Genomic DNA, 20,028 nt, shown 5'->3' with positions numbered 1-20,028 from the left:
GGAAGGGACGTGAAAAAGCCCCGGAACCGCGAGGTTCCGGGGCTTTTTCGTTGGGTGAGCGGCCGAGGGTGAACCGCCGGCCGGCGATCTAGCGCCGTGGCACGCCCGGCTGGCGGAAGCCGCCGTTGCCGCCGGAGAAGCGCCCGACGTTGCCGAGCATCTGTTCGATGAAGTTCAGGTCGCGACCGGCGGTCGGGGTCGTGCGTTCGACCAGTTCGACTTCCTGGCCGGCGTTCTGGTCCAGCTGGTGGACGTCGGCGACGGTCCCGGCCTCGTCGAACTTGACGACGACGATCTTGCGCTCGACCGTATCGGGCCGGAAGAACGCTGTTTTCTCCGTCCGGGCGCCGATGTAATACCAGGTGTTGGGATCGAAGGTGCCCATCGTGGACGGCGTTCCCAGCACCGCCGCGACATCGTCGCGGGTGCTGACGCCCGGCTGGATCTGCTGGAGGCGATCCTTGTCGGCCAGATTGCCCCGCGTGTCCACCGAGGGCGAGCAGGCGGCCAGCGCAAGGCCCATGAAGCCGGCAGCGAAGACGTGACGAAGTGTTGGTCTGACCATGATTGCCCGGTATTGTCCATCCGCCGCCGCCCCGGCATTATCCGGCGCCGTCTGCCTGCCTCCCGGCTCTTGTGCGGGACCGGGCGGATTGACGACGACCTGGGCGGCACCCATTTCGGGTAGGACAATTGCACCCGTCGCGCCGTCCTGTCAACTTTCCGGAATCGCTTCCGGCCCAATTCGGGATTCCTTCGGGATCATTCCGGCATCACTTCAGGACCATGGAGATCGAGCTTTGCTGAACCGCCTGTTCCAGCGCAATCGCCACGAGGCTCAGGCTCTGGACCTGTACGAAGCCATCGTGGCCCAGGCGCGCCGTCCCGAATTCTATTCGGACCTGGACGTGCCCGACACGATCGACGGGCGGTTCGAAATGATCGCGATGCACGCTTTTCTAGTGATGCACCGCCTGAAGACGCGAGGGACCGAAGCCGAGGCCGTGTCCCAGCAGCTGTTCGACACCCTGATCGCCGACATGGACCGGAGCCTTCGCGAGATCGGGATCGGCGACCTGAGCGTGCCGAAGCACATCAAGAAGATGGCCAAGGGGCTTTACGGGCGTATCGTGTCGTACGAGAAGGGCCTGAACGATCCCAGCGACGCCGTCATGCATGCGGCACTTGATCGCAACCTTTACGGCACCGTGATGGAAGTGCCCGAGCGCTGTTTCGAAGCCGTAACGGCCTATATGCGGCGCGAGGTCGAATCGCTGGCCGCCCAGCCGCTCGACCGGCTGGTCGCCGGACATGTGCAATTCGGCCCGCCGCCTGCTATAGGCCCCCTGCCATAGGGTGACGCCCCGCCTTTCCGGCATCGGCGCAGCTCGGGGCAGCGGAATTTCAGGAACGCGGAATTCAGGAACAGGGAGACGTCCATGACCGACCACGAGATCGCACCGGAATTCTCCCGGACCATCCTTGCCGACAAGGTCGGGACCGACGAGACGGTGCAGACGATCAAGGCGAAGCCGGAGGAATGCGCCAGGCTGGCCCAGCGTCTGGACTTGCAATCGCTGGAAAACTTCAGCACCGTCATTCACCTGCGCCGCATCCGCGGCGGCAAGATGATCCGCGTTTCCGGCAGGCTGGAGGCCGACGTTGTCCAGACCTGCGTCGTGACGCTGGACCCCGTGCCGGCCCATGTCGCGGAGGAGTTCGAGACGATCTTCGCACCGGCCCACCTGATCCCGGCGGCCGCGCAGGAAGTCGAGATCGACGCGGAGGCGGAGGACCCGCCGGAGCCGCTGGTCGACAACCGGATCGACCTGGGCGAGCTTGCGACCCAGCACCTGTCGCTGGCTCTGGACCCCTATCCGCGCTGCCCCGGCATCGGTTTCGAAGACCATATCGAGGATGACGAGGAGGCTCCGGCCGAACGGCCCAATCCGTTCCTCGCCCTTGCCAAGCTTAAGCGGCCTGATTAAATTCGCGCTTCACTCTTGCCCCGATGGGGCGTTTTCTGTAATGAAGCGGTTCGCATGAGGCGGCTCCTTCGGGCCGCCTTTTATAATAGAGAGTCCTGACAATGGCTGTTCCTAAAAAGAAAACCTCGAAGTCGCGGCGCGACATGCGGCGTTCTCACCATGCCCTGACCGCCTCATCCTATGCCGAATGCCCGAACTGCGGCGAACTGAAGCGCCCGCACCATGTCTGCGGTTCGTGCGGCCAGTACGACGGCCGTGAGGTGGTTGAAACCGTTACCGCGTGACCGATCCGCAGGATTCCAGGTCATTGGGTGACGTTTCATCAGGTGGCGGTTTATCAGGTGATGGGCCACCGGCAAACATGCCGGTTGGCGGCAAGGCGGCAGGCGGCCTACGGAGTTCGGATGCGGTGAGTGCGCGTTTGACGATCGCCCTTGATGCCATGGGCGGAGATCATGCGCCGGAAATGGTTGTCGCGGGTGCCGACATGGCTCGGTTGCGTTGCCCGGAGATCGACTATCTGTTCTTCGGCGACGAACAGCGGATAAGGCCGCTGCTCGCGAACCTGCCCGATCTTGAGCGGATCTCCACGATTCATCATACGCCGGACGCCATCAGCAACGATGCGAAGCCGGCTGTGGCTTTGCGCAGTGGCCGCACTTCCAGCATGCGGCTGGCCATCGATGCGGTGGCGCAGGGCAAGGCTGCCTGTGTGGTATCCGCCGGAAACACCGGCGCCCTGATGGCTATGGCCAAGTTCGTCCTGAAAACGCTGCCGGGCATCGACCGGCCGGCGATAGCGTCGTTTTTCCCGACGATGCGCGGCGAAAGCGTCATGCTGGACCTGGGCGCCAACATCGAGTGCGACAGCAGGAACCTCGTCGAGTTCGCGGTCATGGGGTCGGTCTTCGCGAAGACCGTGCTGGGCCTGATGGAGCCGACGGTCGGTCTGCTGAACATCGGCGCCGAAGAGATCAAGGGGCACGAGTCGATCAAACAGGCGGCGGCCCAGCTCCGGATCACTCCCCTGCCCGGCAAGTTCCACGGCTTCATCGAGGGCAACGACATCCCCGCCGGCGTGGTCGACGTGATCGTCACCGACGGCTTTACCGGCAACGTCGCCCTCAAGACGGCGGAAGGCACCGCTAAGCTCTACGCCGAGCTGCTGCGCCGGACCTTCAGCTCGTCCATCCTCGCCAAGATCGGGTACCTGCTGGCCCGCAACGCCTTCACCAAGCTCCGGAAACGGATGGACCCGCGACGCTACAACGGCGCGATGTTCCTGGGGCTTCAGGGCGTCTGCGTGAAGAGCCACGGCGGCACCGATGCCGACGGCTTCGCCAACGCCGTCTGCGTCGCGGTCGACATGGTCACCCGGGGCTTCAACGAAACGATCAAGGTCGAGGTGGCGCGCATCAACAGCGCGATCGCCGCGGCATCCGCGATCGTGGACTCCTCGTCTCCCGATTCACCCCTCCCAGACCCGAAAGCAGCGGCCGTATAAATGGTTCGACGTTCCAGGATAACAGGCTGCGGATCGTACCTGCCGCAGAACGTTGTAACCAATCAGGACCTCGCCCAGCGGGTCGATACGTCGGATGATTGGATCACGCAGCGTACCGGCATCCGGTCCCGCCACTTGGCGGCGCCGACCGAGAAGACGTCCGATCTGGCGCTGGCCGCCGCGCGGAAGGCGCTGGACCATGCCGGGATCGCGGCGGATCAGGTCGATCTGATCATCCTGGCGACCACGACTCCAGACCATACCTTCCCGGCGACCGCTACCAGGGTGCAGGCCGAACTCGGCATCACCCATGGCGTCGCCTTCGACCTTCAGGCGGTCTGCTCTGGCTTCATCTTCGCGCTGTCGGTGGCCGACAACTTCATCCGGCTGGGTCAGGCCAAGACCGCGCTGGTGATCGGGGCGGAGACCTTCTCCCGCATCCTGGACTGGGAAGACCGGACGACCTGCGTGCTGTTCGGCGACGGCGCCGGCGCCGTGGTCCTCCAGGCGGAAGAGGGCGAAGGAACCAGCGCCGATCATGGCATCCTGTCCACCCACCTGCATTCCGACGGACGGCACTACGAGCTGCTGTGGGTCGACGGCGGGCCGTCGGCGACGCAAAGCACAGGCCATGTCCGGATGGTCGGCCAGGAAGTCTTCCGCCATGCCGTGACCCGGCTGAGCGAAGTGGTGGTCGAGGCGCTGGAGGCCAACAACCTGACGGCCGCCGACATCGACTGGCTGGTGCCCCATCAGGCCAATAAGCGGATCATCGAGGGCACGGCGCGGAAGCTGAAGCTGTCGACCGACAAGGTGGTCATGACGGTGGATCATCACGGCAACACCTCGGCGGCATCGATCCCGCTGGCATTGGCCGAAGCGGTCCATGACGGCCGTATCAAACGGGGTGATCTGGTGCTGCTGGAAGCCATGGGCGGCGGTTTCACCTGGGGTTCGGCACTGGTCCGCATGTAAGGCTGTGGAGGTCTCCCACACGCTCAACGATGTCTGCCAACTCTTTGTAATTGACGCATTTCTTCCGCGGGATTACGGTTTCGGCGGCAGGTCCGGCGCCTTGCGGGCCACTGGCGAAAGGGAATACGCCATGAGTCAGGAGACCGTCACCCGCGCTCAGTTGAGCGAGGCCGTGTACCAGGAAGTCGGCTTGTCGCGCAACGAATCCGCCGACTTGGTGGAAACCGTATTGAATGAAATCTCCGACGCGCTAGCGCGCGGGGAGATGGTGAAGATATCCTCCTTCGGCAGTTTCTCGGTCCGGCAGAAGGGAGAGCGCGTCGGGCGCAATCCCAAGACCGGTGAGGAAGTGCCGATCATGCCGAGGCGGGTGCTGGTGTTCCGGGCGAGCCATGTGCTCAAGGCCCGCATCAACCAGACACTCGCCGAACTCGATCCGCCGCATATTGAAGTTGCCTCGTGACGATGACCGCTCCCACCCCGGACCCGCGGCCCCGCAGCATGGTGAAGTCGGCGACAGCCTTCCGCACGATCAGCGAAGTGTCGGCCGAACTCGACGTGCCGCAGCATGTGCTGCGCTTCTGGGAAACCAAATTCCCGCAGATCCGCCCGCTCAAGCGCGGCGGCGGGCGGCGCTATTACCGTCCCGAGGACGTCGAACTGCTGCGCCGTATCCAGAGCCTGCTGTACAAGGAAGGCTATACGATCAAGGGCGTGCAGCGCCTGCTGCGCGAGGCCCGCGGCGGCACTGCCGGTGGAGCGGACGAAGGTGCGTCCCTGCCGGATGAGTCGGCGTTGCCGGGTCATGGCGAAGCTGAGGGCGATGGCGACGAAGCTCATGATCTGGAGCACGACGACGACCTTGGCGACCACGACGAGCATCACGACGGCATGACCGCGGCCCAGCGCGGCGATATCGAGGCGGTGCTGATGGAGTTGATCGCCTTGCGGGACATGCTGCGGAGCGGACGGCCCTGAGCGGTCCGGGCTGAGTGCTCGGTAAGCGGAAAGAGCAAATAATTTCATCGGGGTGATTGCGGAGGGTCAGTCCCGCCGCTATAGTCCCCGCCACGCCAAAGCCGGTGCGAACCGGCACGGTGGTCTTGCGGGCAGTAGCGCAGCCTGGTAGCGCATCAGTCTGGGGGACTGGGGGTCGTGGGTTCGAATCCCGCCTGCCCGATATTTTCAGGAAACTGAAATTGCAAAAGGCCGGAAACGCCAATGGCGTTTCCGGCCTTTTGCTTTTGCGGGACGGAGAAGTGTACCGCTAGCGAAAGACATCGATTGATGGGGATGTGCTTGTTGGGCCACGGCCCAACCTACGGGTTCCTGCTTCGTAGGTTGGGCCGTGGCCCAACACTTCCGGAGCGCCGGTCAGTGTCTTCGGCTGTTGGTACAAGAAAAAAACGCACTGCAACATGACGAGTCGTAGAAACACGAACGGCCCCTCAAAATGAGGGGCCGTTCGTTGTGACTGGCAACTTCTTGCGGCTCGTTGACCGCGACCATCCTTTTCGGATGTTCCTCCCTAAACCCGGACCCGTCTTAACCGGAAGTCAGTTATGCATTGAATGCCGAGTTATGTCAAGGCTGCGACGTATCGCCACGCTGAGATATTTTTGCGTCTTCAAAGTGCGGTGTCAGGACGGCGCGTCCGGCATCGGTGATGCGGCAGACGACCCAGTCGGGTTTCAGCGGGTTCTTGAACCAGCGCTCGGCCCATCCGGCGGCGATACAGGCCTTGACGATCTCGCGGTCGATCCGCTGCCCCTCCTCGTCGAACAGGGGGAGCTTGCCACCGGGTTGGCTCAGGCCACGGCGCAGCCAGTGCAGGTACCGGTCTTCCGGCACGGCACAGGTTTCAGGAGAGGCGGTCATGGAGAGGTCCGGGCAGAAGGGTGGCAGGTGATTTGACGGTTGCGGCATCTTACGTCAGCGGGCGTGTCAATCCAACAAGTCGCGCATATGTGCCATGCGCCCTCTGCAACTTGCCCGCGCCAACACCCTTGTGCGACGTTTCGCGAGCCTCTTTTGAAAGGTTCCAGTATGTCTCCCGCGTCCACGCGCCTGTCCCTGGGGTTCTCGTGCATCGGCCATGCCTTCATGCATGTGCTGTCGGCCCTGTATCTCACGGTCGTCCTGGGGCTGGAGCGGGACTGGGCGATCGGTTACGACGAGCTGATCCGGCTGTGGACCATCGGGTCCCTGATGATCGGTGTCGGAGCGCCGCTGGCCGGCTGGCTGGGCGACCGCTGGAGCGATGCCAAGATGATGGTCGTGTTCTTCCTGCTGACGGGTACGGGCGCCGTACTGTCGGGGCTGGCCGGCGGAACGACGGGCTTGGCGGTCGGACTGGCCGTGCTGGGTCTGGGTGCATCGATCTACCATCCGGTCGGCATGTCGTGGACGATCAAGAACGCGGTCAATCGGGGACGTGCGCTCGGCGTCATGGGAATCTTCGGCAGCTTAGGGATCGCCAGCGCCGCCTTGATCGCCGGCGGCCTTACCGAACTGGTAAACTGGCGGGCGGCCTTCATCGTTCCGGGAGCGGTTTGTTTCGGTACCGGATTGGTGCTGCTGGGCCTGATCGCCACGGGCGTGGTCACCGACCGGCCGCGTGACCTGAGGCCGCAGGTCGGGACCAACCGGAGCGACGCGATCCGCGCCTTCGTCGTGCTGTCGGTGACGATGGTCTGCGCCGGGCTGATCTTCCAGGCTACCGTGACCGCGATGCCCAAATGGTTCGGCGAGCGGATGACCGGGCTGGTGGGCGACGGCACGCTGGGGGTAGGCGGACTGGTGACGCTGGTATACCTGTTCGCCAGCGGCTCGCAGTTCGTCGGCGGCATGCTGTCGGACCGCTACCCGCTGAAGCGGGTCTATGTCTTCTGCCTGTTGATCCAGATCCCTCTGCTGCTGATCGCATCCAGCTTCTCGGGCTTCCCGCTGCTGGTGGTCGCGGCCCTGATGGTGTTCACGCAGAGCCTTCAGATACCGTCGGAGAACCTGCTGCTGGCCCGCTATACCCCTGCCCGGCACCAGGGGCTGGCGTTCGGCTCCAAGTTCATCCTGTCGTTCGGCGTTGCTCCCCTGGGCGTGCAACTGGTGGCGCTGGCCTATGGCTGGAGCACCGATTTCTATTGGCTGTTCCTGATGCTGGGCGGGTTCGCCGCGACCGCCTTCCTGGCGGCGCTGCTGCTGCCGAAGGAAGAGCCGGCAGCGGTACCGGCGACGCCGGTGATGGCGTCGCCGATGGTAGCCCCCGCTGTCGGGGCCGAGTGACCGAAGCGGCTTTCTACCGGACTGCTTTCTTCAGGGCCTGATCCAGGTCGGCGATGATGTCTTCGGCGCTCTCGATCCCGATCGAGAGGCGGATGACGTCCGGCGTGGCCCCAGACGCCTTCAGCCCTTCCTCGGAAAGCTGGCGGTGGGTGGTCGAGGCCGGGTGGATGATCAGCGAGCGGGTGTCGCCGATATTGGCGAGGTGGCTGAACAGTTCGACGCCTTCGACCATCGCGACGCCGGCGTCGAAGCCGCCCTTGAGGCCGAAGGTGAAGACCGACCCTGCGCCCTTGGGCATGTATTTGCGGGACAGCGCGTTATAGGGGCTATCCGGCAGGCCGGCATAGTTGACCCAGGCGACGGCGGGATGGCCTTGCAGGAATTCCGCGACTTTCAAGGCGTTGGCGCAGTGGCGTTCCATGCGGAGCGCCAGCGTTTCGATGCCGGTGATGGTCAGGAAGGCGTTCATCGGCTGCTGGTTCGGCCCCAGGTCGCGCAGGCCGATGGCGTGGGCATGGATCGTGAAGGCCAGATCGCCGAAAGTCTCGTGGAAGCGGAGGCCGTGGTAGCCAGGCTCCGGATCGCTCAGGGCCGGATACTTGCCGGCTGCGGTCCAGTCGAACTTGCCGCTGTCGACAACGACGCCGCCGACCGAGTTGCCGTGTCCCGACAGGAACTTGGTGGTGGAATGGACGACCAGCGTGGCGCCGTGCTCGATCGGGCGGCACAGGTACGGGGTCGCCATCGTGTTGTCGACGATGAGGGGGATGTTCGCTTCCCGCGCCACTTCCGCTATCGCGGCGATGTCGGAAACGACGCCGCCGGGGTTGGCGAGGCTTTCGATGAAGATCGCCTTGGTCTTGGGCGTCAACGCCCTGCGATAGCTGTCGGCATCCTCGCCATCGACGAAGATCGCCTTCCAGCCGAAGGCGCGGGGGAAGCTGTTGGCGAACTGGTTGAGCGAGCCGCCATAGAGCTTGCGCGACGACAGGAATTCTTCCCCCGGCGACATCAGCGCGAAGAAGGTCAGCATCTGGGCCGCGTGACCGGACGAGGTCGCGGTGGCGCCGCGCCCGCCTTCCAGGCTGGCGATGCGTTCTTCCAGTACCGAAACGGTCGGGTTGGTCAGACGGGAGTAGATGAAGCCCATCTTCTGTAGGTTGAACAGCGCCGCCGCGTCCTCGACGTCGTCGAAAACGTAGCTGGTGGTCTGGTAGATCGGCGTGGCGCGGGCGCCGGTGGCGGGATCGGGTGCGGCGCCGGCATGGACGGCGCGCGTTTCAAACCCAAAGGTCCGCTGTTCATTTGGCTGGTCGGTCATGGCGTTGTGGTCCCCTTACATCAGTTTCTTGACGGCTTTGACCGGCCGCTTGCGGTTGGTGATGACGTTGGAATTGATGCCGTTCCAACCGATCTCACCGTGCAGGCGCATGTATTCGATCTTGGGGCAGCGGTTCATGACGACCTTCAGGCCAGCTGCTTCCGCCCTGGCCGCCGCCTCGTCGTTGCGGACGCCGATCTGCATCCAGACGATGCGGGCGTTGATCGCGATGGCGCTGTCGGTGACCGGGCCGGCGGCCTCCGCGTTGCGGAAGACATCGACCATATCGACGGGGTCGGGGATGTCCTCCAGCCGCGCGTACACGGTTTCGCCTAGCAATTGCTCGCCGGCGACGCCGGGATTGACCGGGATGACGCGGAAGCCCTTGGATTGCAGGTACTTCATGACGAAATAGCTGGGCCGGTTCCAGTTGGTGCTGGCGCCGACCATGGCAATCGTCTTCACGGAGGCGAGGATGTCGGACAGGTAGCTGTCGCCGTAGGTGTCGTGCTGCATGATTTCCGCCTGTTGCCGCCTCAGCGGCCTTCCCATACGGGGTGGCGCTTGCCCAGGAAGGCATCGATGCCTTCCTCCGCGTCGCGGGCCAGCATGTTGCTGGCCATGACGTCGCTGGCATAGGCGTAGGCTTGCTCCAGGGGCATGTCGATCTGCTGATAGAAGGCTTCCTTGCCGATCGCCAGCGTCAGCGGCGACTTAGAGGCGATCTGGGCGGCCAGTTGCTGGACGGTGGCGTCCAGTTCCGCTTCCGGAACGGTCTGGTTGATCAGGCCGAACATGACGGCGTCGCCGCTGCCGATCATGTCGCCGGTCAACAGCATCTCCATCGCGTGCTTGCGGCCGACGGCACGCGTCAGGGCCACCATCGGGGTCGAGCAGAACAGGCCGATATTGACGCCGGGTGTGGCGAAGCGGGTGGTGTCCGCCGCAATGGCGAGGTCGCAGGTGGCGACGAGCTGGCAGCCGGCCGCCGTCGCGATGCCGTGGACCTTGGCGATCACCGGCTGGGGCAGCCTGGTGATCGTCAGCATCAGCTTGGAGCATTGCTGGAACAGCGCCTGATAGATCTCCCTGCCAGGGTTGGCGCGGATCTCCTTGAGATCGTGGCCGGCGCAGAACGCCGGGCCGGATCCTGCCAGCACGACGACGCGGATGCTCCTGTCCTGGCCGATGTCCTCAAGCTCCTCCGTCAGAAGGGTCATCAGCTCCATCGAGAGGGCGTTGCGGGCCGACGGGCGGTTGAGGGTCAGCGTGGCGACGCCGTCGGCGACCTCGCGCAGCAGGATCGGTTCTCCGGCTGGGGTGGCGGTCTGTGCGGTCATGGCGGCGTTCTCCCGGTTTTTATGGTCTTTGCCGATGTGGCGATTTGGGGCATCAGAAACCATGCGCCAATCGGTTTCAATGATGGTTTAAAGTGAAGTCATAAAACATTGGGCCAGAAAACATGGGGCGGAAAGCATGAGCCATAGCGACGATACCTCCGCCATCGCGGCGGCCGAGCTTGAAACGCTGATCCGGGAAGGCGTGCCGCTGGTCGGCAGCTACGGCGTCACAGTGGAAAGCGTCGGAGCCGGAACGATACGCCTGCGCATGCCGTACCGCACGGACTTCGTCCGTCCAGGCGGCACCGTGACCGGCCCTGCCCTGTTCGGGCTGGCCGACGTGGCATTGTACGGCGCGGTGCTGAGCCTGATCGGACGGGTCGAACTGGCGGTGACGACCAGCATGACCATCAACTTCCTGCGCAAGCCCGGCCAGTTCGGCGTGATCGCCGAGGCGCGAATCCTGAAGCTGGGCAAGCGGCTGGCCTATGGCGACGTGCTGCTCTATTCGGAGGGCGAGGACGAGCCGGTGGCCCATGTCACGGGGACTTACAGCATACCGCCGGACCGGCCGCCGGTGACGATGCTGGCGTGAGGATGACACGGTATTTGGGTACCGCTCCGACGCTTCAGAGGAAAAAATCATTCTGGCGCAAGGGGTTAAACGAAGCGGTATTATAATACCGCACACCTAAATCACTGTGCTTCAAGCGCTTTTCCGTTGACTCTCGGGGTGTGCGCACCCTACAACACCGGCCAACTTCGGCAAGGGAGTCCCGCTCTCGTGCCGCATCCGGTATTTCATGAGAGAGTGGCAATGCAGACCCTGTCCCTGAAGCCGTCCGAAGTCGAGAAGAAGTGGTTCATCATCGACGCGGAAGGCCTCGTCCTCGGCCGCATGGCGAGCATCATCGCCAATATCTTGCGCGGCAAGCACAAGCCCTTTTATACGCCGCATGTCGATTGCGGCGACAACATCATCGTGATCAATGCCCAGAAGGTCCGTCTGACGGGCAACAAGCGCAATGACGATATCTTCTACTGGCACACCGGCTATCCCGGCGGCATCAAGGGCCGTTCCAAGGGTCAGATCCTGGATGGCAAGTACCCGGAGCGCGTGGTCATCAAGGCCGTCGAGCGCATGGTTCCTCGTGGTCCGCTCGGCCGCAAGCAGATGGGCAACCTGAAGGTTTACGGCGGTGCCGTCCATCCGCATGAAGCCCAGCAGCCGGAAGTTCTGGACGTCGGCGCCCTGAACCCGAAGAACAAGAGGATCTCGTAAATCATGGCGCAGGTTACCACCACTCTCGCCGATCTTAAGAACCTGACCGGCGGTTCTTCTTCGACCGCCACCGCCGTCGTTTCCGAGCAGGCCGCACCCGAGCCGAAGATCGACGCCCAGGGCCGCGCCTATGCCACCGGCAAGCGGAAGAACGCGGTCGCCCGCGTCTGGATCAAGCCGGGTTCCGGCAAGGTCACCGTCAACGGCCGCGACATCGGCGTCTACTTCGCCCGTCCGGTTCTGCGCATGCTGCTGAACCAGCCGTTCGAGATCGCCGCCCGCATCGACCAGTACGACGTGATGGCGACGGTCGCCGGCGGCGGTCTGTCCGGTCAGGCCGGTGCTGTCCGTCACGGCATCTCCAAGGCCCTGACCTACTACGAGCCGGGCCTGCGTCCGCCGCTGAAGGCAGCCGGCTTCCTGACGCGCGACGCCCGCGTCGTCGAGCGTAAGAAGTACGGCCGTGCGAAGGCCCGTCGCAGCTTCCAGTTCTCGAAGCGCTGATCGGCACCAACACACCGCATTTCTGGTTATACTGCGGCAGGGCGTCCCGATCCGGGGCGCCCTGTTCGTTTTTGCATCCGCAGCTTCAAGCTTCGTCCCCTGCCCTTCGCCTATGGGAGTTAGTCAGATGCCCGAATCGGTCGATCAGATCCGGATCGCCATCCTGGGAGCCAGTGGTTACACCGGCGCCGAACTGGTCCGCATGCTTGCCCGCCACCCGGCCGCCGATGTCCGCGTCCTGACGGCCGAGCGTCAGGCCGGCAAGCCGCTGGCCGAGGTCTTCCCGCATCTGGCATACCTGAACCTGCCCAATCTGGTGAAGATCGAGCAGGTGGACTGGTCGGAAATCGACTTCGTCTTCTGCGGCCTGCCCCACGGCACGACACAGGAAATCATCCGGGCGCTGCCCCACACGGTCAAGATCGTGGACCTGTCCGCCGACTTCCGTCTGTCCGATCCGGCCAGCTATGCCCAGTGGTACGGCCATGAACACGCCGCCGTCGAGCTTCAGCGCGAGGCAGTCTACGGCCTGACGGAGTTCAACCGTCAGGGCGTGCGGAGCGCGCGGCTGGTCGCCAATCCCGGCTGCTACCCGACCGCGACGTTGATTCCGCTGCTGCCGCTGGTCCTGGACGGGCTGATCCAGACCGACGACATCATCGTGGACGCCAAGTCGGGCGTCAGCGGCGCCGGTCGCGACGCCAAGCAGGCGAACCTGTTCTGCGAAGTGTCGGAGGGCATGCACGCCTACGGCGTCGGCCATCACCGCCACATGCCGGAGATGGAGCAGGAGCTGAGCATCGCCGCAGGGGTGCCGGTGACGATGGCGTTCACGCCGCACCTGATCCCGATGAACCGGGGCGAGTTCATCACGACCTACGTCAAACTGGCCGGCAAGAACGGGCCGGACGACCTGCGGGCCGCCCTGGCGGCACGGTTCGAGAACGAACCGTTCGTGCAGGTGCTTCCGGCGGGCGTGGTGCCGCACACCAAGCATGTGCGCGGGTCCAATCAGGTCCACATCTCGGTCTTCAAGGACCGGCTGCCGGGGCGGGCCATCGTGCTGTCGGTGCTGGATAACCTGGTGAAGGGCGCCTCGGGTCAGGCGATCCAGAACTTCAACGTGATGAACGGCCTGATCGAGACGATGGGGCTGGAGCAGGCGCCGATGTTCCCGTAAGGCGGGGCGTGGGTGCTCTGTAACGTGCTTGTTGGGCCACGGCCCAACCTACGAGATCTGCTTCGTAGGTTGGGCCGTGGCCCAACACTTGTTCGGGAGCTTTCAAAAGTGGGTCCAACCTCGGGCGGTCAGGGGCATTGCTGCGCCGGTACCGTCCAGCACCGTGACGGTGCCGGTGGCACCGTCCGGGGACAGGCGGCCGATCTCGGTCACGTCAGCACCGGAGGCGAGCAGTGCTTCGCGGTCTTCGGGCTTTACCGTAAAGACGATCTCGTAGTCGTCGCCGCCGGTCAGGGCGGTGGCGAGCAGGGTCGGGTCTGCGGTGACTGCGGCGCGGGTAGCGGTGGACAGGGGCACGCGGTCGGCGTTGATCGTTGCAGCGTAACCTGAGACTTCGCAGAGATGCGCCAGATCGGCGACCAGACCATCGGAGACGTCGAGGCCAGCCGTCGCGAAGCGGCGCAGCGTCGGCACCAGGGACAGTCTGGGCTGCGGGCGGCGGTAGCGCTCGATCAACGGGTCGGGATCGGCGGCGTTCAGCTTGCCCTGGAGGACGCGGAGGCCGAGGACGGCGTCACCGATGGTGCCGCTGACGAAAACCAAGTCGCCCGCGCCCGCCGTGCCACGGCGGAGCGCCTGCCCCCTGGGCACGAGGCCGAAGGCGGTTACCGACAGGGTCACGGGGCCGGGAGTCGATACCGAGTCGCCGCCCATCAGGTGGATGCCGTAACGCTTCTGGTCCTCCGCCAGACCGGCGGCAAAGGCGGCTAGCCAACCGTCGCCGATGTCGGTCGGCAGGCTGGTGACCAGGGAATAGGCCAGCGGCTCGGCCGCCATGGCGGCGAGGTCGGAAAGGTTGACCCGCAGCAGCTTTGCGGCGATGTCGGCGGGGGGATCGTCGGGGAGGAAGTGGACGCCGGCGACCAGGGCGTCGGTGGTTATCACCAGTTCCCGGTCGGGCGGGATGCCGAACACGGCGGCGTCGTCGGTCAGACCGAGCGCACCGGGAAATCCCGCCGCCAGCGGCTTCAGGTAGCGGTCGATCCGGCCGAATTCGCCGGCGCTGTCAGCGCCCGGCGGCTGGAGCACGCGACGGGTCCGGAGATGCCAGATCTTCAGCGCGGATGGCACGGGCCAGCTTGTCGAGCACGCCGTTGACCATCGCAGGCTCACGGCCGGCGAAGAAGGCGTGGGCCACGTCAACGTATTCGCTGATGACGATGCGGGGATGGGTTTCCACGTTGACCAGAAGCTCGAAGGCTCCCGCCCGCAAGATTGCCCGCGTCAGCCGCTCCAGCCGGTCAACCGGCCAGGTGGCGTCCAGGCAGGAGGTCAGCATGGTGTCCAGCTCAGCCTGACGGGCGCTGGCGCCGCGCAGGATGTCGGAGAAGAGCTGCGGGTCGGCGGCGACATAGGTGTCGCCGTCCACTTCATGACCCAGCCGGTGCTTGATGAACTCGCCCACGACCGTTTCGGTATTGGTGCCGCTGAGATCGACCTGATAGAGAGCTTGCACCGCCGCCAAACGAGCCGCCTTGCGACGTGCCTTGGCCGAGCCCCCGCCGGTACGCCGGGAACCCGACTTGCCGCCAGATCCGCCGCCCGAACCGGTCTGGCCGCGCTTGGGGGAAGCCCCCGAAGCGGCATTGTCACGCGCGTCGTCTGACTGTGCCATGGTGCTTTTCAAAACTGCATATGTCTGATTTCAGGATGTCAGGCCGAAGTGGCGCTTCAACCGGATCATGTCAAGACAGGCCGATGCCACGGCACCGCCCTTGTTCTTTTGATCCACCTTGGCACGCGCCCAGGCCTGATCGTCGTTTTCGACAGTCAGGATGCCGTAGCCGATAGCGGCGTTGTGGCGCAAGGCGATATCCTGCAATCCACGTGCGCTTTCGATGCAGACATAGTCGTAGTGGGTCGTCTCGCCCCGGATGACGCAGCCCAGGGCGACATAGCCGTCGTAGCGGGGGGCGGCGCTTTCGTCGTTGGCGGCGCCGCCGCCTTCCGCCGCCGTGAGGGCGAAGTTGATCGCGGCGGGGATCTCGAAGGCGCCGGGGACGGCGATCCGGTCATAGGTGGCGCCGGCTTTCTCAAGCTCGATGATGGCGCCCCGGACCAGTTCGTCCGCGATGTCCTCGTAGAAGCGGGCTTCGACGATCAGGATATGGGGACCCGTGATGCGAATTACGGCGTCGGTTGCGGTATCGGTGACGGCGGACATGCCTCAGTCGGCTCCGGAAATGGCGGGATTGATGGACCGGGTGCCGACGACGGAAAGACCGTAGCCGTCCAGGCCGATGATGTTCTTCTTGTGGTTGGACAGGAGTATCATCTCGCGCACACCCAGGTCGAACAGGATCTGGGCGCCCACGCCATAATCCCGCAACTCGGCTTGAGGATTGGCGGTCCCTTCGAGCTGAGCCTTGACGCGGCTGGACAGGCTGGTCGGCTGCGGTTCGCGGATCAGGACCACGATGCCCCTGCCCTCCTCGCCGATCTCGCGCATCGCCGCCTGGAGGTCGCCGCCACGGCCGCAGGAGCGGTCGTGCAGGACATCGTCCAGGACGTTGAGCGCGTGCATGCGGACCAGCACCGGCTCCGGCGTCGTGATGTCGCCCTTCACCAGGGCGATGTGCTCGGCGTATTCGACCTTGTTGACGTAGATCATCATGCGGAATTCGCCGCCGTACTGGCTGTCCAGTACGGTTTCCAGCGTGCGCTGGATGATCGTCTCGGTCCGGCGGCGATAGGCGATCAAGTCGGCGATGGTGCCGATCTTGAGGCCGTGGAACTGGGCGAATTTCACCAGATCCGGCAGCCGGGCCATGGTGCCGTCGTCGTTCATGATCTCGCAGATCACGCCGGCCGGGTTCATCCCCGCCATGCGGGCCAGATCGACCGCCGCTTCGGTATGGCCGGCGCGGACCAGGACGCCGCCGTCGCGCGCTACCAGTGGGAAGACGTGGCCGGGGGTCGCGATGTCGTCGGCGCCCATCTCGGGATCGATCGCGACCTGGATGGTGCGGGCGCGGTCGGCGGCGGAGATGCCGGTCGTGACGCCTTCGCGCGCTTCGATCGAGACGGTGAACGCGGTCTGGTGGCGCGATGCGTTCTGCTTGGACATCAGCGGCAGGCGAAGCTGCTCGATCCGCTCGCCAGTCATGGCGAGGCAGATCAGGCCGCGCCCAAAGCGCGCCATGAAGTTGATCGTGTCGGGTGTCGCGCACTGGGCGGGGATGACCAGATCGCCCTCGTTCTCGCGGTCCTCGTCGTCGATCAGGACGAACATGCGGCCCTGGCGGGCCTCCTCGAGAATTTCCTCGATCGTGGAGAGATAGGCCTGATCGGAAGGATCGCTCAAACCGGCGACGAGTTCGGATTTCTTGACCGTCTGCATAATCAGATGCTTTCCGCCAGACGCGCCACGTAGCGGGCCAGCATGTCCACTTCGAAGTTGACCTTATCGTCCGGCTTGAGGGTCCGGAACGTCGTGTGCGTGCGGGTGTGCGGGATGATGTTTACGCCGAAGCGCCGTCCCTCCACCTCGTTCACCGTCAGCGAGACGCCGTCCAATGCGACGGAGCCCTTGGAGGCGACGAACCGCGCCAGAGGGGCCGGGACCTCGAACACGTAGCGCCAGCTGTCGCCTTCCGACGTGACGGAGATGACGTCGGCAACGCCGTCGACATGGCCGGAAACGATGTGGCCGCCCAGTTCGTCGCCCATCTTCAGGGCACGTTCCAGGTTGATCTCGGTATTCTCGCCCCAGGTGCCGAGCGTCGTCTTGGACAGCGTTTCGCCGGAGGCGGAGATCGTGAAGCGGTCGGCTTCCTTCTCGATCACGGTGAGGCAGCAGCCGCTGCACGCGATCGAGGCGCCGATATCCACGGTATCCATATCGAAGGCGGTGGCGATGGTGAACAGGGTATCGCCGCGCCGATCCACGGCGACGACGGTCCCCACATCTGTGATGATTCCGGTGAACATGGGCACAAGCCTAGCAGGTTCGACAGTGTCCGGCCACGCAACGCTTAGCCGCAGGGGCGATCCCCCGTCAGGGAGGCGGCTCCATGGGTTGATGACATGGCACCCGGCGGGACGGCAGTCAATTGCCGATCATGCGGGATATCGTCCCGCTTTCGCCATGACGACCATACGTTCCAAACGCTTTCCTCCCTTCCACAACGGCGCTACCTTGAGTGGCTGCGCCCGCGATCGGATGCAGTCATAAGAAAATTGGGGAGGAAACCGAGGAATGAAGCGGATCACCGCCTCCAGCGTATTCATTATAGCGTTATGCACGGCCACGGCGGCATGGGCACAGGCCCTGCCCCGCGCCGAGCCCGGCAAGGTCGGGTTGTCGGCCGAACGGCTGGAACGGATCGAGCAGGCCTTCAGCCGCGAGATCGACGGCGGCAAGCTGCCCGGCGCCGTCATCATGGTCGCCCGGGACGGCCAGCTCGCCTACACGAAGACCATCGGGTTCCGCGACAAGGATGCCAATGCGCCCCTGGCCGAGGATTCGATCTTCCGCATCTATTCCATGACCAAGCCGCTGGTCTCGGTGGCCGCCATGATCCTGATGGAGGAAGGCCGGCTGCAATTGCCGGATCCGGTTTCCAAATACCTGCCGGAGTTCGCCAAGCTTCAGGTCAGCGTGCCGCAGCTCGATCCCTACGGCAAGGTGACCTACTCGACCGTGCCGGCCGAGCGGCCCGTCACGGTGCAGGACCTGCTGCGGCACACGGCGGGATTGGGATATGGCGAGATCACCCAGAACGTCGTCGTCCGCGACGGCTATGCCAAGGCCGGCCTCTACAAGCCCGGCGAGCGGGACTACGACGCCCGGAACCTGACGCCGGAAGAGGAGGTCAAGGCGATAGCGCAAGTACCGCTGATCCACCAGCCGGGCACCCGCTGGGAATACAGCTTGGCGAGCGACGTGCTGGGCCGGGTCGTGGAAAAGGCGTCGGGGATGCGGCTGGCCGATTTCCTCAAGAAGCGGGTGTTCGATCCGCTGAAGATGAAGGATACCGGCTTCTCGGTGCCTCAGGCGGAACTGGCGCGGCTGGCCGAGCCGCTGGCGAAGGACCCGGCCACCGGGGCCGACAACCGGCTGATCGACGTGTCGCAGGTGCCGGCGAACGATTCTGGCGGGGCCGGAGCGGTTTCTACCGCCGCCGATTACCTGCGCTTCACCCAGATGCTGCTGAACGGCGGCGAGCTGGACGGTGTCCGCATCCTCAGCCCGACGACGGTCAAGCTGATGGCGTCGGATCACCTGGGCACCCGCATCCAACCGGTCGTCAGCCCCGGCGAGCAGTTGCTGGGCACGCCGGGCTACACCTTCGGCCTCGGCTTCATGGTCCGTCCGGAGGCCGGGATCGCGGGCGTTCCCGGATCGAAGGGCGAGTTCATGTGGGCGGGCTACGCCGGGACCTTCTTCTGGATCGACCCGGTGGAGGATATCACCGCCGTCATGATGACACAGGCGCCAGGACCGAGCCGCCCCTATTACCGCAAGCTGATCAAGCAGCTCGTCTATCAGGCGGTCGTGGATTCCAAGACGGCTGACTGAACCTGAGTTATCTGGTGCGGAGCTATCTGATGCGAAGTTGAGGGGCGGGCGATCCAGGTGTCCGCCTCCCCCTTGAACAGAAGCCATGCGCGGCTCAGCTCCGCCAGCCGTTCGGGGTCGGCGGCAAGCCGTTCGACCGCGACCCAGCGGTTCCAGTCGGCGGCGATGCTCCATCCGGCGTCGCCGACATGGGCTTGGGGCAGCCGGTAGTGGAAGACCGCGCGGGCGGAGATCTTCTCGCGCGGCAGAACGCTCCGGACGCGCCGGGCGTCCAGGTGGAGCAGCAGCGGCAGCAGGTCCAGCGCGCGGTCCCGCGACGGATTGGCCGCCAGATAATCGTCGGTGAAGCCGGCTAGGTCCGGGCGATAATCGGGCGACAATACCTTGCGGGTGTAGTCGCTGGAGAAATCGGGCGGGGCCGCCAACCGCTCGCTGCGGGAGGAGAAACTGGCGGCGCGCAGCCAGGGGTCCAGCAGCATGAAGGCGCGGAGATGCGCCAGGATGTTCCCGGCCGACACGTCCTGGACATCGACGTTGAAGTGCAATCCCAGCGAGCCTAGTTGAGACGATCCGGGCCGAACGGAGCCGCGGCCCTCGGCGCCGGCGCGGCGGAGGACGGCGACGACATCGTCCACCTCGCCCAGCCGGTCCAGCGGCAGCGGAGCGGTAATCAGTTCGCGCGGGACTACCCGGCCCAGGGCGAAGCCCAGCAGGGCGGCGCTCCTCCTGCCCAGCCGGACCGGCAGGGTACGGCCGTGGCGTTGCGGATGGGCGTGGCGAAGGTCGAGTTCGATCGTGATATCCCCCAGCCGCGTGCCGCGTACAGTGGCGGCATGGGGGTCTTCCTCGATCACGATGCCGCCGAAACCGGCGGCTAGGGCGCTTGCCGCTTCGCGGACGCCCGGCCCCATGAACTCGATCTCCACCCCGACCCGGCGCGGCAATCCGTCGGCGGTCCGGGTCGAAGGCGGCAGGTCAAACATCAAACAATCCGCGCCGGTAACGGGGTCGGTCAAAGGGTGAGCCGATCAAAAGGTGAGCCGATCAAGGATGAGTCGATCAAAGGGGCGG

The 20,028-nt window shown here is 64.9% G+C and carries 24 protein-coding genes and 1 tRNA gene; 14 read left to right on the top strand and 11 right to left on the bottom strand.

Annotation, left to right across the window (positions count from 1 at the left end; translation table 11 throughout):
• Positions 1-88 precede the first annotated feature (88 nt).
• A complete protein-coding gene (locus N826_RS19250) occupies positions 89-565 on the bottom strand; it encodes an outer membrane protein assembly factor BamE (RefSeq protein ID WP_044431710.1) in 477 nt (158 codons plus the stop codon).
• Between the two features lie 235 nt (positions 566-800).
• Between N826_RS19250 and N826_RS19245 the strand changes: the two genes are divergently transcribed.
• From N826_RS19245 to N826_RS19215, 8 genes are all read left to right on the top strand, one after another.
• Complete coding sequence (locus N826_RS19245) at positions 801-1,355, top strand: ubiquinol-cytochrome C chaperone family protein (RefSeq protein ID WP_044431502.1); 555 nt, start codon at positions 801-803, stop codon at positions 1,353-1,355.
• Positions 1,356-1,439: 84 nt separating this feature from the next.
• Positions 1,440-1,988: a YceD family protein gene (locus tag N826_RS19240; protein WP_044431500.1), complete on the top strand. Its 549-nt coding sequence runs from the start codon at positions 1,440-1,442 to the stop codon at positions 1,986-1,988.
• Between the two features lie 101 nt (positions 1,989-2,089).
• Positions 2,090-2,272, top strand: coding sequence for a 50S ribosomal protein L32 (gene rpmF / locus N826_RS41775; protein WP_084720899.1), 183 nt, complete (start codon positions 2,090-2,092; stop codon positions 2,270-2,272).
• Between the two features lie 125 nt (positions 2,273-2,397).
• Positions 2,398-3,492 (top strand): phosphate acyltransferase PlsX, encoded by a 1,095-nt coding sequence (gene plsX, locus N826_RS19235; RefSeq protein WP_044431708.1) that lies wholly within the window; start codon positions 2,398-2,400, stop codon positions 3,490-3,492.
• Positions 3,493-4,467 (top strand): beta-ketoacyl-ACP synthase III, encoded by a 975-nt coding sequence (locus N826_RS19230; RefSeq protein WP_044431498.1) that lies wholly within the window; start codon positions 3,493-3,495, stop codon positions 4,465-4,467. It abuts the gene before it with no gap.
• 130 nt (positions 4,468-4,597) lie between these two features.
• Complete coding sequence (locus N826_RS19225; RefSeq protein ID WP_044431497.1) at positions 4,598-4,930, top strand: integration host factor subunit alpha; 333 nt, start codon at positions 4,598-4,600, stop codon at positions 4,928-4,930.
• A 2-nt stretch (positions 4,931-4,932) separates the two neighbouring features.
• Positions 4,933-5,445, top strand: coding sequence for a MerR family transcriptional regulator (locus N826_RS19220; RefSeq protein ID WP_044431496.1), 513 nt, complete (start codon positions 4,933-4,935; stop codon positions 5,443-5,445).
• Between the two features lie 128 nt (positions 5,446-5,573).
• Positions 5,574-5,647 (top strand) — tRNA-Pro (locus tag N826_RS19215).
• A gap of 404 nt (positions 5,648-6,051) precedes the next feature.
• On the opposite strand, the gene N826_RS19210 is transcribed toward N826_RS19215, so the two are convergent.
• Positions 6,052-6,345: a hypothetical protein gene (locus N826_RS19210; RefSeq protein ID WP_044431494.1), complete on the bottom strand. Its 294-nt coding sequence runs from the start codon at positions 6,343-6,345 to the stop codon at positions 6,052-6,054.
• Between the two features lie 168 nt (positions 6,346-6,513).
• Here N826_RS19210 and N826_RS19205 point away from each other — a divergent pair, with 168 nt between their 5' ends.
• Positions 6,514-7,749 (top strand): MFS transporter, encoded by a 1,236-nt coding sequence (locus N826_RS19205; RefSeq protein ID WP_044431493.1) that lies wholly within the window; start codon positions 6,514-6,516, stop codon positions 7,747-7,749.
• A gap of 13 nt (positions 7,750-7,762) precedes the next feature.
• Here the strand turns inward: N826_RS19205 and N826_RS19200 are convergent, their stop codons facing one another.
• Genes N826_RS19200 through N826_RS19190 form a run of 3 tightly spaced genes read right to left on the bottom strand, consistent with a single transcriptional unit; the run spans position 7,763 to position 10,410 of the window.
• The gene (locus N826_RS19200; RefSeq protein WP_044431492.1) at positions 7,763-9,070 is read right to left on the bottom strand and encodes an O-acetylhomoserine aminocarboxypropyltransferase; all 1,308 of its coding nucleotides are present in this window, start codon (positions 9,068-9,070) and stop codon (positions 7,763-7,765) included.
• A gap of 15 nt (positions 9,071-9,085) precedes the next feature.
• Entirely contained in the window at positions 9,086-9,586 is a 501-nt protein-coding gene (locus N826_RS43150; RefSeq protein WP_044431706.1) for a CoA-binding protein, read from the bottom strand.
• Between the two features lie 20 nt (positions 9,587-9,606).
• On the bottom strand, positions 9,607-10,410 hold the full coding sequence (locus tag N826_RS19190; protein WP_044431491.1) for an enoyl-CoA hydratase: 804 nt from the start codon (positions 10,408-10,410) through the stop codon (positions 9,607-9,609).
• Between the two features lie 136 nt (positions 10,411-10,546).
• Here N826_RS19190 and N826_RS19185 point away from each other — a divergent pair, with 136 nt between their 5' ends.
• The 4 genes from N826_RS19185 (at position 10,547) to argC (ending at position 13,376) form a co-directional block, all read left to right on the top strand.
• Positions 10,547-11,005 carry a PaaI family thioesterase gene (locus tag N826_RS19185; RefSeq protein ID WP_044431490.1) on the top strand — a complete coding sequence of 153 codons (459 nt, stop codon included), beginning with the start codon at positions 10,547-10,549 and terminating at the stop codon, positions 11,003-11,005.
• Positions 11,006-11,227: 222 nt separating this feature from the next.
• Complete coding sequence (gene rplM / locus N826_RS19180; protein ID WP_044431489.1) at positions 11,228-11,692, top strand: 50S ribosomal protein L13; 465 nt, start codon at positions 11,228-11,230, stop codon at positions 11,690-11,692.
• Between the two features lie 3 nt (positions 11,693-11,695).
• Entirely contained in the window at positions 11,696-12,196 is a 501-nt protein-coding gene (gene rpsI / locus N826_RS19175) for a 30S ribosomal protein S9 (RefSeq protein WP_044431488.1), read from the top strand.
• 127 nt (positions 12,197-12,323) lie between these two features.
• Positions 12,324-13,376 (top strand): N-acetyl-gamma-glutamyl-phosphate reductase, encoded by a 1,053-nt coding sequence (argC, locus tag N826_RS19170; RefSeq protein ID WP_044431487.1) that lies wholly within the window; start codon positions 12,324-12,326, stop codon positions 13,374-13,376.
• A 102-nt stretch (positions 13,377-13,478) separates the two neighbouring features.
• On the opposite strand, the gene thiL is transcribed toward argC, so the two are convergent.
• The 5 genes from thiL to N826_RS19145 are packed head-to-tail and all read right to left on the bottom strand — an operon-like array spanning position 13,479 to position 17,366.
• A complete protein-coding gene (gene thiL / locus N826_RS19165; RefSeq protein ID WP_044431486.1) occupies positions 13,479-14,465 on the bottom strand; it encodes a thiamine-phosphate kinase in 987 nt (328 codons plus the stop codon).
• Positions 14,443-15,051: a transcription antitermination factor NusB gene (gene nusB, locus N826_RS19160; RefSeq protein ID WP_084720898.1), complete on the bottom strand. Its 609-nt coding sequence runs from the start codon at positions 15,049-15,051 to the stop codon at positions 14,443-14,445. The genes thiL and nusB overlap by 23 nt, the downstream gene beginning before the upstream one ends.
• A 30-nt stretch (positions 15,052-15,081) precedes the next feature.
• Complete coding sequence (locus tag N826_RS19155) at positions 15,082-15,600, bottom strand: 6,7-dimethyl-8-ribityllumazine synthase (RefSeq protein ID WP_044431485.1); 519 nt, start codon at positions 15,598-15,600, stop codon at positions 15,082-15,084.
• Between the two features lie 3 nt (positions 15,601-15,603).
• On the bottom strand, positions 15,604-16,776 hold the full coding sequence (ribB, locus tag N826_RS19150; protein WP_044431484.1) for a 3,4-dihydroxy-2-butanone-4-phosphate synthase: 1,173 nt from the start codon (positions 16,774-16,776) through the stop codon (positions 15,604-15,606).
• Positions 16,777-16,778: 2 nt separating this feature from the next.
• Positions 16,779-17,366: a riboflavin synthase gene (locus N826_RS19145; RefSeq protein ID WP_044431483.1), complete on the bottom strand. Its 588-nt coding sequence runs from the start codon at positions 17,364-17,366 to the stop codon at positions 16,779-16,781.
• 268 nt (positions 17,367-17,634) lie between these two features.
• On the opposite strand from N826_RS19145, the gene N826_RS19140 reads away from it, so the two are divergent.
• The gene (locus tag N826_RS19140) at positions 17,635-18,957 is read left to right on the top strand and encodes a serine hydrolase domain-containing protein (RefSeq protein ID WP_044431482.1); all 1,323 of its coding nucleotides are present in this window, start codon (positions 17,635-17,637) and stop codon (positions 18,955-18,957) included.
• On the opposite strand, the gene N826_RS19135 is transcribed toward N826_RS19140, so the two are convergent.
• A complete protein-coding gene (locus N826_RS19135; RefSeq protein WP_063772276.1) occupies positions 18,924-19,940 on the bottom strand; it encodes an amidoligase family protein in 1,017 nt (338 codons plus the stop codon). The genes N826_RS19140 and N826_RS19135 overlap by 34 nt on opposite strands.
• Positions 19,941-20,028: the final 88 nt, after the last annotated feature.

Origin of the sequence: Skermanella aerolata KACC 11604 (assembly GCF_000936425.1) — a bacterium.
GTDB lineage: Bacteria > Pseudomonadota > Alphaproteobacteria > Azospirillales > Azospirillaceae > Skermanella > Skermanella aerolata.
This window is presented reverse-complemented; position numbering and strand designations above follow the sequence as displayed.